Annotated in this window: 13 protein-coding genes; 7 read left to right on the top strand and 6 right to left on the bottom strand. The window is 68.8% G+C overall.

Annotated elements, in window-relative coordinates; genetic code table 11:
- Nucleotides 1-3: 3 nt before the first annotated feature.
- Together hpnD and hpnE are read left to right on the top strand one after the other, a co-directional pair.
- Nucleotides 4-852 (top strand): presqualene diphosphate synthase HpnD, encoded by an 849-nt coding sequence (gene hpnD, locus ACOQOP_RS03300; RefSeq protein WP_420566511.1) that lies wholly within the window; start codon nucleotides 4-6, stop codon nucleotides 850-852.
- A gap of 10 nt (nucleotides 853-862) precedes the next feature.
- Nucleotides 863-2,107, top strand: coding sequence for a hydroxysqualene dehydroxylase HpnE (hpnE, locus tag ACOQOP_RS03295; RefSeq protein ID WP_420564891.1), 1,245 nt, complete (start codon nucleotides 863-865; stop codon nucleotides 2,105-2,107).
- Between the two features lie 803 nt (nucleotides 2,108-2,910).
- Here the strand turns inward: hpnE and ACOQOP_RS03290 are convergent.
- The gene (locus tag ACOQOP_RS03290; protein WP_420564890.1) at nucleotides 2,911-3,975 is read right to left on the bottom strand and encodes a threonine aldolase family protein; all 1,065 of its coding nucleotides are present in this window, start codon (nucleotides 3,973-3,975) and stop codon (nucleotides 2,911-2,913) included.
- Between the two features lie 89 nt (nucleotides 3,976-4,064).
- On the opposite strand from ACOQOP_RS03290, the gene ACOQOP_RS03285 reads away from it, so the two are divergent.
- Nucleotides 4,065-4,451, top strand: a complete 387-nt coding sequence (locus tag ACOQOP_RS03285) for a DUF4870 family protein (protein WP_420564889.1) — start codon at nucleotides 4,065-4,067, stop codon at nucleotides 4,449-4,451.
- 28 nt (nucleotides 4,452-4,479) lie between these two features.
- The gene (gene phhA, locus ACOQOP_RS03280) at nucleotides 4,480-5,346 is read left to right on the top strand and encodes a phenylalanine 4-monooxygenase (protein WP_420564888.1); all 867 of its coding nucleotides are present in this window, start codon (nucleotides 4,480-4,482) and stop codon (nucleotides 5,344-5,346) included.
- Between the two features lie 9 nt (nucleotides 5,347-5,355).
- Here phhA and ACOQOP_RS03275 read toward each other — a convergent pair whose 3' ends face one another.
- The gene (locus ACOQOP_RS03275; RefSeq protein WP_420564887.1) at nucleotides 5,356-6,951 is read right to left on the bottom strand and encodes a trimethylamine methyltransferase family protein; all 1,596 of its coding nucleotides are present in this window, start codon (nucleotides 6,949-6,951) and stop codon (nucleotides 5,356-5,358) included.
- Between the two features lie 220 nt (nucleotides 6,952-7,171).
- Here ACOQOP_RS03275 and ACOQOP_RS03270 point away from each other — a divergent pair, with 220 nt between their 5' ends.
- Together ACOQOP_RS03270 and ACOQOP_RS03265 are read left to right on the top strand one after the other, a co-directional pair.
- Nucleotides 7,172-8,038: a hypothetical protein gene (locus ACOQOP_RS03270; protein WP_420564886.1), complete on the top strand. Its 867-nt coding sequence runs from the start codon at nucleotides 7,172-7,174 to the stop codon at nucleotides 8,036-8,038.
- 74 nt (nucleotides 8,039-8,112) lie between these two features.
- The gene (locus tag ACOQOP_RS03265) at nucleotides 8,113-9,096 is read left to right on the top strand and encodes an NAD-dependent epimerase/dehydratase family protein (RefSeq protein ID WP_420564885.1); all 984 of its coding nucleotides are present in this window, start codon (nucleotides 8,113-8,115) and stop codon (nucleotides 9,094-9,096) included.
- 159 nt (nucleotides 9,097-9,255) lie between these two features.
- Here the strand turns inward: ACOQOP_RS03265 and ACOQOP_RS03260 are convergent, their stop codons facing one another.
- Genes ACOQOP_RS03260 through ACOQOP_RS03250 form a run of 3 tightly spaced genes read right to left on the bottom strand, consistent with a single transcriptional unit; the run spans nucleotide 9,256 to nucleotide 11,621 of the window.
- A complete protein-coding gene (locus ACOQOP_RS03260) occupies nucleotides 9,256-10,083 on the bottom strand; it encodes a class I SAM-dependent methyltransferase (RefSeq protein ID WP_420564884.1) in 828 nt (275 codons plus the stop codon).
- A 4-nt stretch (nucleotides 10,084-10,087) separates the two neighbouring features.
- Nucleotides 10,088-11,077, bottom strand: coding sequence for an N-acetyl-D-Glu racemase DgcA (gene dgcA / locus ACOQOP_RS03255; protein ID WP_420564883.1), 990 nt, complete (start codon nucleotides 11,075-11,077; stop codon nucleotides 10,088-10,090).
- 49 nt (nucleotides 11,078-11,126) lie between these two features.
- Complete coding sequence (locus ACOQOP_RS03250; protein ID WP_420564882.1) at nucleotides 11,127-11,621, bottom strand: flagellar basal body-associated FliL family protein; 495 nt, start codon at nucleotides 11,619-11,621, stop codon at nucleotides 11,127-11,129.
- A 169-nt stretch (nucleotides 11,622-11,790) separates the two neighbouring features.
- Between ACOQOP_RS03250 and ACOQOP_RS03245 the strand changes: the two genes are divergently transcribed.
- On the top strand, nucleotides 11,791-11,994 hold the full coding sequence (locus tag ACOQOP_RS03245) for a hypothetical protein (protein ID WP_420564881.1): 204 nt from the start codon (nucleotides 11,791-11,793) through the stop codon (nucleotides 11,992-11,994).
- On the opposite strand, the gene ACOQOP_RS03240 is transcribed toward ACOQOP_RS03245, so the two are convergent.
- The gene (locus ACOQOP_RS03240) at nucleotides 11,991-12,380 is read right to left on the bottom strand and encodes a hypothetical protein (protein ID WP_420564880.1); all 390 of its coding nucleotides are present in this window, start codon (nucleotides 12,378-12,380) and stop codon (nucleotides 11,991-11,993) included. The two genes, ACOQOP_RS03245 and ACOQOP_RS03240, sit on opposite strands and share 4 nt — an antisense overlap.
- Between the last annotated feature and the right edge of the window lie 35 nt (nucleotides 12,381-12,415).

Genomic DNA, 12,415 nt, shown 5'->3' with positions numbered 1-12,415 from the left:
GCCATGGCCCTCGACGATCGCGACGCCCAGGCCGAGGCGGAGGCGGTGGTCCGCGCCTCTGGCTCCTCCTTCCGCTGGGGCATGCGCATCCTGCCACCCGAACGGCGGCGGGCGATGTACGCGGTCTACGCCTTCTGCCGGATCATCGACGACATCGCCGACGAGCCGGGCGACCTCGGCGAGCGGCAGGCGCGGCTGGACGGCTGGCGCGCGGAGATCGGCCGGGTCTATGACAACGGCGCGGTGACCGAACCGATCGCCCGGGCCCTGGCGCCGGCCGTGCGGCGATACCGACTGCCCCGGGCCGAGTTCGAGGCGCTGATCGACGGCATGGAGAGCGACCTGCAGGGCCGCAACCTCGCCCCGAGCCTGGCGGAGCTGACGCTGTACTGCCGCCGGGTCGCAGGGGCGGTCGGCATGCTGTCCATGCGCTGCTTCGGCGCCGACCAGCCCGAGGCCGACGCCGCCGCCATCGCGCTGGGCGAGGCGATGCAGATCACCAACATCCTGCGCGACCTGGGCGAGGACGCCGCCGACGGCCGACTCTACCTCCCGCGGGAGCTTCTCGAGCGCCACGGCATCGCGACCCGCGATCCCGACGCGGTGATCGACGACCCCCGGGTTGCCGGCGTGTGCCGAGAGCTGGCCGCGCTCGCCCGGCGGCGCTATGGCGAAGCGCGCGACCTGATCGCGCAATGCGACCGGCACAGCATGCGCTCCGCCGTCGTCATGATGGTCGGCTACGAAGCCCTGCTCGACCGGATGGAGGCGGGTGGCTGGCGTAACCCGCGGCGGCGCGTATCGCTCACGCTCTGGCGCCGGTTGATGCTGCTGCGCCATCTCTGCCGGTAAGCGTCGGGCGGTGGGTGGCGGAACCGTTCATGTGGTCGGCGCCGGGCTGGCGGGATTGGCCGCCGCCCTGTCGCTCAGCCGCAGCGGCCGACGCCTGGTGCTGCACGAGGCGGCTGGCCATGCCGGCGGGCGCTGCCGGTCCTACCTGGACACGCAACTCGGCTGCCGGATCGACAACGGCAACCACCTGCTGCTCTCGGCCAACCGCGCTGCGATCGATTACCTGGACGAGATCGGGGCTCGCGGCACCCTGCAATGCGCTGCCGCCGCCTTCCCGTTCCACGACCTCGCCTCCGGTACCCGTTGGACCGTCCGACCGGCGGAGCCGAGGCTCTGGCAGCGCCTGACCGCGCCGATCCGCCAGGTTCCCGGCGCCCGCGCCGTCGACGCCTTGGGCGTCCTGCGGCTGGCGATGGCGCGACGGCACAGCACCGTGATGGAGGCGCTGGGTGCCGGCGCGTTGATGGAACGGTTCTGGCGACCGCTGACCGTCGCCGTGCTCAACGCCGAACCGGAGGTCGCGTCGGCCCGGTTGCTGCGGTCGGTGATGCGCGAGGTCCTCGCCACCGGCGAGGCGGTACCGCTGACCGCGCGCGAGGGGTTGAGCGAGAGCTTCGTCGATCCGGCCCTGGAAACCCTCGGGCAGCGCGGCGTCTCCATCGGCTTCGGTCGCCGGCTTCGGTCGATGCAGTTCGGTGCCGACCGCGTCACCGCACTGATCTTTGGCGAGGAGACCATGGAGCTGGGGCCGGCGGACTCCGTCATCCTCGCAGTACCGCCGCAGAACGCCACGGCCCTGGTGCCGGGCCTGACCGTGCCCGAGGCCTCATCGGCCATCGTGAACGCCCATTTTCGCCTGGACCGGCCCGGGCGCCTGCCCAACGGCGCCGGGCTGATCGGCCTGACCGGCGGATTGAGCCACTGGCTGTTCCTGCGCGGTGCGATCGCCAGCGTCACGGTCAGCGCCGCCGACGCCCTGCTCGACCACACCGGCGACGACCTGGCGGCGCGGATCTGGCGGGAGATCGCGCCCGTGCTGGGCCTGCCGACGGAACCGCAGCCGCCCGCCCGCATCGTCAAGGAGAAGCGCGCCACCTTCCGCCAGGATCCGGCCTCCCTCGCCCGCCGCCCCCCGGCCCGGACCGTGTGGCGCAACCTGACGCTGGCAGGCGACTGGACCGACACCGGCCTGCCGGCGACGCTGGAAGGCGCGATCCGCTCGGGACGGCAAGCGGCGGCGCTGCTCGGCGCATAGGCCTTGCCTTAACCGCACAACACGTCCGGGGCCAGTACCGACGCCGCGTCCCACTCAGGACGCATTCCGCCCTGCCGACGGGCTTGGCCCGGCACAAGGCCGGGCAGAGTCGGAAGGGGGACCCGGGAGATCAAACCCTGATCCACTCCCCGGATTCATTCCGGGGCCAGCCCCGACGCCGCTTCCCACTCAGGACGTGTTCCGCCCTGCAGACGGGCTTGGCCCGGCACGAGGCCGGGCAGTGTCGGAAGGGGGACCCGGGGGACCAAACCCCAACCCACTCCCCGGATTCATTCCGGGGCCAGCCCCGACGCCGCGTCCCAATCAGGATGCATTCCGCCTTACCGACGGGCTTGGCCCGGCACAAGGCCGGGCAGTGTCGGAAGGGGGGACCAAGGGGACCGAACCTCAACCCACCGCCCGGATCCATTCCGGGGCCCACACCGACGCTGCTTCCCGATCAGGACGCGTTCCGCACTGCCGACGGGCTTGGCCCGGCACAAGGCCGGGCAGTGTCGGAAAGGGGACCCACGGAACCAAACCTCAACCCTTTCCCCGGATTCATTCCGGGGCCCACACCGACGCCGCGTCCCACTCAGGACGTGTTCCGCCCTGCAGACGGGCTTGGCCCGGCACGAGGCCGGGCAGTGTCGGAAGGGGGACCCGGGGGACCAAACCCCGATCCACTCCCCGGATTCATTCCGGGGCCAGCCCCGAGGCCGCTTCCCAGCCGGGAGACGGCCCGTCACGTCGACGCCTCACCCGGCACAGGGCCGGGCAGTGTTTGAAAATCAGAGGCCCGATTAAGCCTCCATCGCCACCTGGCGGATGGCGGCGATGGCGAATTCGATGTCCGGATCCTCGATGCCGAGATAGGTCACCGCTCGCAGCACCGTCGGCTGCACCGCGCTGATCTTCACCTCGTGCTCGGTCATCAGGCGGCGGGAGAATTCCGGCGCGCCCACGCCGGTTCCGGACACGTCGAAGAACACCATGTTGGTCTCCACCGAGGCCGGATCGACCGAGATCCCCTCCACATCCTCGATGCCCTCGGCCAGGCGCTTCGCCCGGCCGTGGTCCTCGGCCAGCCGCTCCACGTGGTTGTCCAGTGCATAGATACCGGCCGCCGCCACGATGCCGGACTGGCGCAGCGCCCCGCCGAACTGGTGCTTGAAGCGCCAGCATTCCTCGATGAAATCCTTGCTGCCGGCGAGCACGCCGCCGATCGGACAGCCCAAGCCCTTGGACAGATCGATCCAGGCGCTGTCGCAGGGCCCCGCGAACTCGGCGAAGGAGATGCCCGAGGCGACCACGGCGTTCGGCAGCCGCGCGCCGTCCATATGCACGCGCATCCCGTGCTTCCGGGCGGCCCCGGCCACGTCCTTCAGGGTGTCGAGCGGCCAGATCGTCCCGCCGGCCATATTCGCGGTGTTCTCCACCGAGACCAGCTTCTGCCGCGGCATATGGCGGGATTTCGGACGGACCACGCCCTCCACCTGATCGGCGGTGAACCAGCCCTTCGTCCCCCTGATCGTGCGGGTCATCACGCCGGCGAGCGCGCCCGGGCCGCCGACCTCGTAATGCAGGGCGTGGCTGTTCTCCTCCAGGATGATCTCGTCGCCGTGGTCGCACCACACCCGGTAGGAGATCTCGTTGCACATGGTCCCGCTGGGCAGGAACACGGCCGCCTCCTTGCCGAGCAGTTCGGCGACCTTCTCCTGCAGGCGGATGGCGGTGGGATCCTCGCCGGACTGCTCGTCGCCGACCTCCGCCTCGTAGATCGCCTTGCGCATGCCCTGGGTCGGACGGGTGGCGGTATCGCTGTGAAGATTGACGCGGGGCTGGGCGGTCGTGTTGGACGAGACCATTGGAGGCTCCGGATGTTGACGGCTGGACGTTGCGAAACGTGAGACGCGTCCACACTTTAAAGCGGTGACCGAGCGAGGAGAAAGACCGGATGTCCGACACCCACGCGATGCAGCGCCGCAATCTGCCGTTCAAGCTCTCCGCGCCGGAGAACGACAAGCTGGCGGTTCACGTGATCTACGCGCTGTACGCGGCGAACCTGATCTTTCAGATCCCGATCATCCTCGCGGTGATCATCGCCTACCTGAAGCGCGGCGACGTCCAGGGCACATATCTCGAGACCCATGTGCGCTGGCAGGTCCGGACCTTCTGGCTGTGGCTGTTGATGACGGTGGTCGGGGGGCTGACCTGGTGGGTTCTGGGCCTCGGCTTCCTGCTCGTCGGCTTCGCCTACCTCTGGCTGATCTACCGGGTCGTGAAAGGCTGGCTGAAGCTGTCCAACGAGGAGCCGATCGTCGGCGCCGGCGATTTCTTCTGAGCCGCGCCACGACAGACAGGAGGCATTCATGCCCGTCGAGATCCACCGCGACATGGCCGACCTGAAGGCCGACTTCACCATCGACCAGCATTGGGACTCCTATACCGACGAGGAACACGCCACCTGGCGGGTCCTCGCCGAACGCCAGGTGCCCTTGCTGAAGGACCGGGTGGTGCCGGAATTCCTGGCCCATGTGGACGCGCTCAGCATGGGTGGAGGCGGCGTGCCGGACTTCCGCCGGCTGAACGAAGTGCTGGAGGCGGAGACCGGCTGGAATGTGGTCGCCGTCCCCGGGCTGGTGCCCGATGCGGTGTTCTTCGACCATCTGGCCAACCGGCGCTTCCCGGCGACCTGCTTCATCCGCTCCATGGAGGAGTTGGACTATCTGGAGGAACCCGACGTCTTCCACGACGTCTTCGGACACGTGCCGCTGCTGCTCGACCCGGTCTACGCCGACTACATGCAGGAATACGGCAAGGGTGGGCTGAAGGCCGACGGTCAGGGTGCGCTGCGCCGGCTGGCGCGACTGTACTGGTACACGGTGGAGTTCGGGCTGACCCGGTCCGAGGACGGGTTGCGGATCTTCGGCGCCGGCATCGCCTCGTCAAAGGGCGAGACGGTCTTCGCCCTGGACGACCCCTCCCCCAACCGTATCGGCTTCAACCTGGAAAGGGTGATGCGCACCGACTACCGGATCGACGACTTCCAAGAGACCTATTTCGTCATCGACGGCTTCGAGGCCCTGCGCCGCGCGACCGAGGTGGATTTCACCACGATCTACGCCCGCATGGAGGACACGCCCGACTTCGCGCCGGGCGAGATCGCCGAGACCGACACGGTCCTGCACCGTGGCACCGGCCGCTACCACCAAGGCAAGGGCCGGGCGACCGCCTGAGCCTTCCCGTCAGACGTTGCTGTCCGGGAAGCTCGCCTTGGCCTTCGCCATGTACTCGATCAGCGCCTCGTCGACCGCCGGATCCAGCGCCGGGGCCTCGTAGTCCGCCAGGGTCTTCTTCACCAGGGCGGCGGAGCGCTGATAGGTGTCCTTGCTGCCCTCGGACTCCCACTGCTCGAAGGTCGCGTTGTCGGCGATGGAGGATCGGTAGAACGCCTTCTCGAAATTCGCCTGGGTATGGCTGCAGCCGAGGAAGTGCGCGCCCGGCCCGACCTCGCGGATTGCGTCCATGGCCTGGCCGTTCTCAGTCAGGTCCACGCCCTCCAGCATGGTGCGCATCATAGCGCACTGGTCCGCATCCATCATGAACTTCTCGTAGGAACTCACCAGCCCGCCTTCCAGCCAGCCGGCGGCGTGCAGGACGAAGTTCACCCCGCCCATCACCGTCGGCAGCAGAGTGTTGGCACTCTCGAACGCCGCCTGGGCGTCGGGCACCTTTGAGCCGCAGAGCGAGCCGCCGGATCGGAACGGCACGTTCAGCCGCCGGGCAAGCTGGGCGCAGCCGTAGAGCACCAGGGCCGGTTCCGGTGTGCCGAAGGTCGGCGCCCCCGACTGCATGGAAATCGACGAAGCAAAGCTGCCGAAGATCACCGGCGCCCCGGGACGGCAGAGCTGGGCGAAGGCCATGCCGGCCATCGCCTCGGCCAGGGTCTGGGCCAGGGTGCCGGCCACCGTCACCGGCGACATGGCCCCGGCCAGGATGAACGGCGTGGTGATCACCGCCTGGTTGGCCCGAGCGTAGTTCTTCAACGCGCCGAGCATGGTGGCGTCCCAGGTCATCGGCGAGTTGGCGTTGATCAGCGAGACCAACACCGTGTTGCTGTCGAGGAAATCGGCGCCGAAGACGATCTTGGCCATCTCCAGCGTGTCGAGCGCGCGCTGCGGATGGGTGACCGAGCCCATGAACGGTTTGTCGGAATACTTGATATGGGCATAGACCATATCGAAATGCCGCTTGTTCACCGGCAGGTCGACCGGCTCGCAGACGGTGCCGCCCGAATGGTGCATGCCCGGATGGGCATAGGCGAGCTTCACGAAATTGTTGAAGTCCTCGATCGTCGCGTAGCGCCGGCCGCCGTCGATGTCGCTGACGAAGGGTGGGCCGTAGACCGGCGCGAAGACCGTGTTGCCGCCGCCGATCTCCACCGACCGCTCCGGATTGCGGGCGTGCTGGGTGAAGCTGGCCGGCGCGGTCTTGATCAGGTCGCGGGCCATTCCGCGGGGGATATGCACCCGCTCGCCGTCGACGTCGGCGCCGGCGCCGCGCCACATCTGAAGGGATTCCGCGTCGTCGCGGAACTCGATGCCGATCTCCTCCAGGATGGTCTCGGCATTGTTCTCGATGATCTCCAGCCCTTCCTGCGACAGCACGTCGAAGGTCCCGATATTGCGGGTGATGAAGGGGGTGTAGAGCGTCGACGGACGGCCCCGCGCGGCCCGGCGCGCGTCGCGCCCGCCGCCGCCGGACCGGCCCCGCCGCTCGCGACGGCCGCCCGACTCCTCTGCCGCATCCAGTCCCACAGTCTCGGCCAGATCGTCGCTCATGGTCCGTCTCCAACGCCGCAATAGAAGCCGATCATGCGCGCCCGGTACGATCGTTCTTGGCCGGGCGCGACAGGAAAGCGTCGGAGTTGGACAACGTACCCCCGCGACCTCCGGGTTTCGTGACTTGCCCGGCGACCGGGGCGGTCTCATACTTTTTCCATAATCGACAACCAGGGCGGCAGGCGTCCCGTCGGATCCGCCCGAGGGAGGTCCCATGGGCATGCAACGACCCACGCGTCTCGCCGCAGGTTTAGCCACAGGATTTGCCGCCGCGGCCCTCGCCGCATTGATCTCGATCCCAACCGCCGCCACCGCCGCGTCGGACGGCGCGATGCCGCCGCAGGTGCTGGGCCTGGTCGCCCATCACGCGCCGGTGCCACTGGCCTGCGAGGGCGGCACCTGCCAGGCGCTGGTCTCCTCCTTCTGTCTGCAGGAGCACCGCCCGCCGCCCGGTGCGGGTCAGGTCTACGAGACCGCCGGATCCGGCGACGTCACCCTGCTGGTGCGCAAGACCGACGGCAGCACTCGTGAATTCTCCGCCGCCGGCCTGCTGACCTATGTCAGCGACGGGCATTTCACCCGCACCCGGATCGCCATGGACAGCGCCCGGCTCGCCTCGCTCGACGCGACCGAGGTCGCGGTGCGGATCGCGCCCATGGTCTCCCTGGTGCCGGTGACCGACACCCCGCTCCCCGCTGAGCTTGTGCAGAGCGACACGGAGACCGCCTATGGTGAAGCGCGCTTCACCGCCGCCGACTTCTTCCACCCGGGCAAGACCCGCCCCGACGCGGCGGTCACCCTGACGCGGATGATCAACACCCTGCCCGCGGTGATGTCAGGCGGCGTCGACCCCCGGGCGGTCGATCCGTTCAAGCGCGCCGCCCTGTGGAGCAGCGTGGCCGAGTCCGGCGCCCTGAAAGGCCTCTCCGGCGACGGCATCGCCCGGGCCAAGAGCGAGCTCGACCGCTGCGGCCAGTATGCCGAGATGGGCTTCAAGCTGACCCTGCGCGGCTGCCTGGAAGGCGCCCACGACCGCACCATGCGCGAGGTGAACGACGAACTGTGGAAGGCTGAGGTCGGGTATTAAATATACGTGGAGCCCTGCCGCCCCGTGACTATTCTCCAGGCTGACCTCGCCATTCGAGAGTGCCTGGAGGAAGAATGCGGATCCTGGTCACCGGAAGCGCCGGCCATCTTGGCGAAGGGCTGATGCGGCGGCTGGCCGAGGGCCCCCACGAGGCGGTCGGGCTGGACGTCAAGGGGAGTGCGTATACCCACGTCGTCGGCTCCATCGCCGATCCGGAGGTGGTCGCCGCCGCCATGGAAGGCGTGGACGCCGTCCTGCACACTGCCACCCTGCACAAGCCGCATGTGGGCACGCACCGCCGGCAGGACTTCGTCGATACCAACATCACCGGCACCCTCACCCTGCTGGAAAAGGCGGTGCGTACCGGTGTCTCGGCCTTCGTCTTCACCAGCACCACCAGTGCGTTCGGCGGCGCCCTCACCCCCCCGCCGGGCGAGCCCGCCGCCTGGATCGACGAGACGGTGCGGGGCGTGCCGAAGAACATCTACGGGGTGACCAAGACGGCGGCCGAGGACCTGTGCGAGCTGTTCCACCGGCGCCACGGCCTGCCCTGCCTGGTCCTGCGCACCTCGCGTTTCTTCCCCGAGGAGGACGACAACCGGGAGCGGCGCGCGCGCTACGCCGATGCCAACGCCAAGGCGAACGAGTTCCTGTTCCGCCGGGTCGACCTGGCCGACGCCGCCGAGGCCCATCTATGCGCCCTGGACCGGGCGGCGGAGATCGGCGTCGGCCGCTATATCATCAGTGCGACCGCCCCCTTCACTCGCGCCGATCTGCCCGATCTGCGGTCGGCCCCCGCCTCCGTCGTCGCCCGGCTGTACCCCGGGTTCGAGCAGCTCTATGCCGGCCTCGGCTACCGGATGTTCGACGAGATCGACCGGGTCTACGACAATGCCAAGGCCCGGCAGGAGCTGGGCTGGACGCCCCTCTACGACTTCGCCCGGGTGCTCGACCAGCTCTCCCGCGGTGAGCCGATCGGCAGCCCGCTTGCCCGCGACGTGGGCAGCAAGGGCTATCACGACACGGTCTTCGAGGACGGTCCCTACCCGGTCGACTGATCAAGCCGAACACGCAATGCGCGTACGATTTGACAGATCACGCGACCTATCGTTAGACTACGCAAACGACTGAGGTCCACCCTGGGCTTCCTCCGTCCCGTTGCGGACATGTCGCAAGAGCCGCGGTCCCCCTACCGCGGCTCTTTTTTTGCGCGAGGCTTAGGGCTTCTCGAACAGGCCGAGGACCACGGCGACATGATCGCCGTCGAAGTTATGGGCCATGTTGCGCATCTTCTCGCCGGCCGTCGCGCCCATCAGGATATCGCCCGCCTGCAGCGGCGCCGGCTCGCCGGTTTCCGCCCGGCGCTTGGCCTCCGCGCGCCGCTTGACCGAGCCGGCCTTGGCCTCGGCGGTGTAGTCGCGCAGATCCACCGTGCGGAACCCGGCGGCCTCGCACAGGGAGCGCATCTCTTGCGGCGGGATCAGGTGGCTGAGCTCCGGCCGTTCGGCCCAGGGCGTCGGATAGCGGGGCTGGCCGCCCGGCCCGAGCACGATGTCGTAGAAACAGAACCGGCCGCCCGGCTTCAGCAGCCGGAACGCCTCGCGGTACACGCCGGCCTTGTCCGGGATGTTCATGCAGGCATGCAGGGTGGTGACGATGTCGAACGAGCCGCCCGGCAGGCCGGTGGCGGTGGCGTCGCCCTCCACCACCGTGATCCGGTCGGCGAGGCCGACCATGGCATTGATCGCCTCGGCCGCCGTGCAGAAGCTGGGCGTCAGATCGACCGCGGTCACCCGCGCCCCGACCGTATCGGCGAAGATCCGGGCAGAGCCGCCCAGGCCGGAGCCGAGATCCACCACCGCCATCCCCGCGGCCATGCCCGTCGCCTGGATCACGTCCTCCGTGCCGGTCTCGCCGCGCATGTGCATCTGGTCGAGCACCGAGAAGTCGGCCCGGGTCGGCCGGGTGATGCCGTGCTCGGCCAGTCGGGCGACGAGCTGCTCGACCAGGCCGCTGCGCTCGTAGTGCTCGGCGACGCCGCTCATCGGCTCAGCCCCAGAGGGCTGGTTCCGGCGGCATCACCGTGCTGCCGTTATAGGTAATGCAGGGATCGCGGTCCTTGGCCAGCAGCAGCGGCGCGTCCAGGTCGACGATCTCCGCGCCCTGGGAGACGATCACCCCCGGCGCCATCGCGAGCGACGTGCCGATCATGCAGCCGACCATCACCCGGAAGCCCCGCTTCTCCGCCTCGGCCTTCAGCCGCAGCGCCTCGGTCAGCCCACCGGTCTTGTCGAGCTTGATGTTGATCATGTCGTACTTGCCCTCGAGCCTGTCGAGGGTGGCGGTGTCATGGCAGCTCTCGTCGGCGCAGACGATTGTCGACCGGGGCGCCCCGATCAGGGCGGCATCGTCGCCCGCCGGCAGCGGCTGCTCGATCATCGACACGCCAAGAGCGGCGAGCTTCGGCGCGATCTCCAGATAGCTGTCGATGTTCCAGGCCTCGTTGGCATCGACCACCAGGTCGACGCCCGGCGCGTTCTCCCGGATCTTGGTCACCCGGGCAAGGTCCTCGCCGTCGCCGGTCATCTTCAGCTTGAGGCGCGGCCGGTGGGAGTTCTCACGGGCCGCCGCCCCCATGGCGTCGGGGGTGTCGACGGACAGGGTATAGACCGTGGTCACCGATTGGGGCGCGCCGGGCAGCCCGGCAATCTTCCAGGCTGGCAGGCCCTTGCTCTTGGCCTCCAAATCCCACAGGGCGCAGTCCACCGCGTTGCGCGCCGCACCGGCCGGCAGGGCGTCCAGCAAGGCGGCGCGGTCCATGCCGCCAGCGATACCCTCGGCCACGCTCTGGATCTGGTCGATGACGCTGTCGATCGACTCGCCGTAGCGGGTATAGGGCACGCACTCGCCGCGGCCCACCGTCTCGCCCTCGTTGATGGTGACCAGCACCACCTCCGCCTCGGTGCGCGCACCGCGCGAAATGCGGAACACTCCGCGGATCGGCCAGCTTTCGCGGGCGACGGCGAGCATGCGAGACATGGAATTCTCCTCGGATCGGATGACGACGGTCGGGCGGTACTGCGGCCGCCTACTTCACGGTGAGCTTGGCGATCTGGACGTTGACGATGGAGTCCGGTCCGACCAGCTCGCGCAGCAGCCGCCACGCATTGTTGCGCACGTTCTGCACGCCGTCATAGCCGTTCAGTTGCTGCGGCGTCAGGCTCGACAGATAGACGATCAGGGCGTCGCGGATCCGAGGCTCCTGGGCCTGCACCGCCACCACCGCGCCTTCGTTCGGAAGTTCGACGGTCAGGCTCAGCAGCAGGAACACCGGATAGCCGGTGTTGGAGCGCAGATTGACCACGAACTCGTCGAGGGTGTGGAACACCGCTCCTTCCGGGCTGGGCTTGGCCGGCGACGGGGCGGTGTTGGCGATGCGCTCCATCTCCGCCTTCTGTTCGGCGGTCAGTTCAGGCTCCGGCTGCCCGCCGAAACCCGGGATCAGCCCGGCCACGAAGGCCCCCGCACCGGCCCCGATCAGCAACAGCAAGGGCAGCAGGACGAACAGAAGCAGCTTCTTCATCGCGACTCGGTTTCCGCCCTCGTCCGGTTCCGCAGGAAATACAAGGCAAACACTTTCAAATCCTATATAATCATGGATCGCAAGCCGACACGAGGATGATCGTCCCCCGACCGCCATGGTGAAGCCGGCCGAAAGTGACTGGAACCGATTCACACGCGCCCAGCCCAGCGTGAGCGAGCGCGAACGCGCGCCCGGCGTGGCCGCGCGGGCGGAGTCCTTCATCATCGAGCGGGCCGGCGACAACCTGATCCTGAAGATCAAGCGCGAGGACGGCCGGGTCGCCCTGGTCGAACTGACCGCCGACACCGCCTTCTACCTGCGCGAATACCTGAACAACGCCCTGGCCGCCCTCGGCATGCCGGAGGACCCTTAGGCCCGATCGTCTCCGGTCAGGCACCAGGCCTCGGCGGCGGCCGGGTCGGTGAAGACCCGCTGGGCCGTCTCGGTGTCCTCCGACAGGTCCAGGAACAGCTTCATGATCGCCTGCTCGATCGAGCCGGAAACCAGGACCGCGACCCGCTCGGTTCCGCGGCGCGGCGCGAAGCCGGCCCGCGCCTCGCTGGTACGCCGCAGGACGTCGATATCGATCTGCGAGAACTCCAGGCCGGTGACGTCCCAGATCGCGTGGGTCGGCCCGACGGTCTGGCGGATCCGCACCACCTCCCCCATCGCCTGGCGGAAATCGTCGACGGAGAAGTCACCGGACAGGGTGACCCGGACCACGCCCTGGGCCTCGCGGTAGATGACGCTCTCGATCATCGCCCCCTCCGCAGCGAGGTCCGGACGCGGCTTCG

Origin of the sequence: Thalassobaculum sp., from assembly GCF_965223715.1 — a bacterium.
Lineage (GTDB): Bacteria > Pseudomonadota > Alphaproteobacteria > Thalassobaculales > Thalassobaculaceae > Thalassobaculum.
The sequence above is the reverse complement of the archived record's forward strand: the minus strand, read 5'-3'. Positions and strand labels throughout refer to the sequence as shown.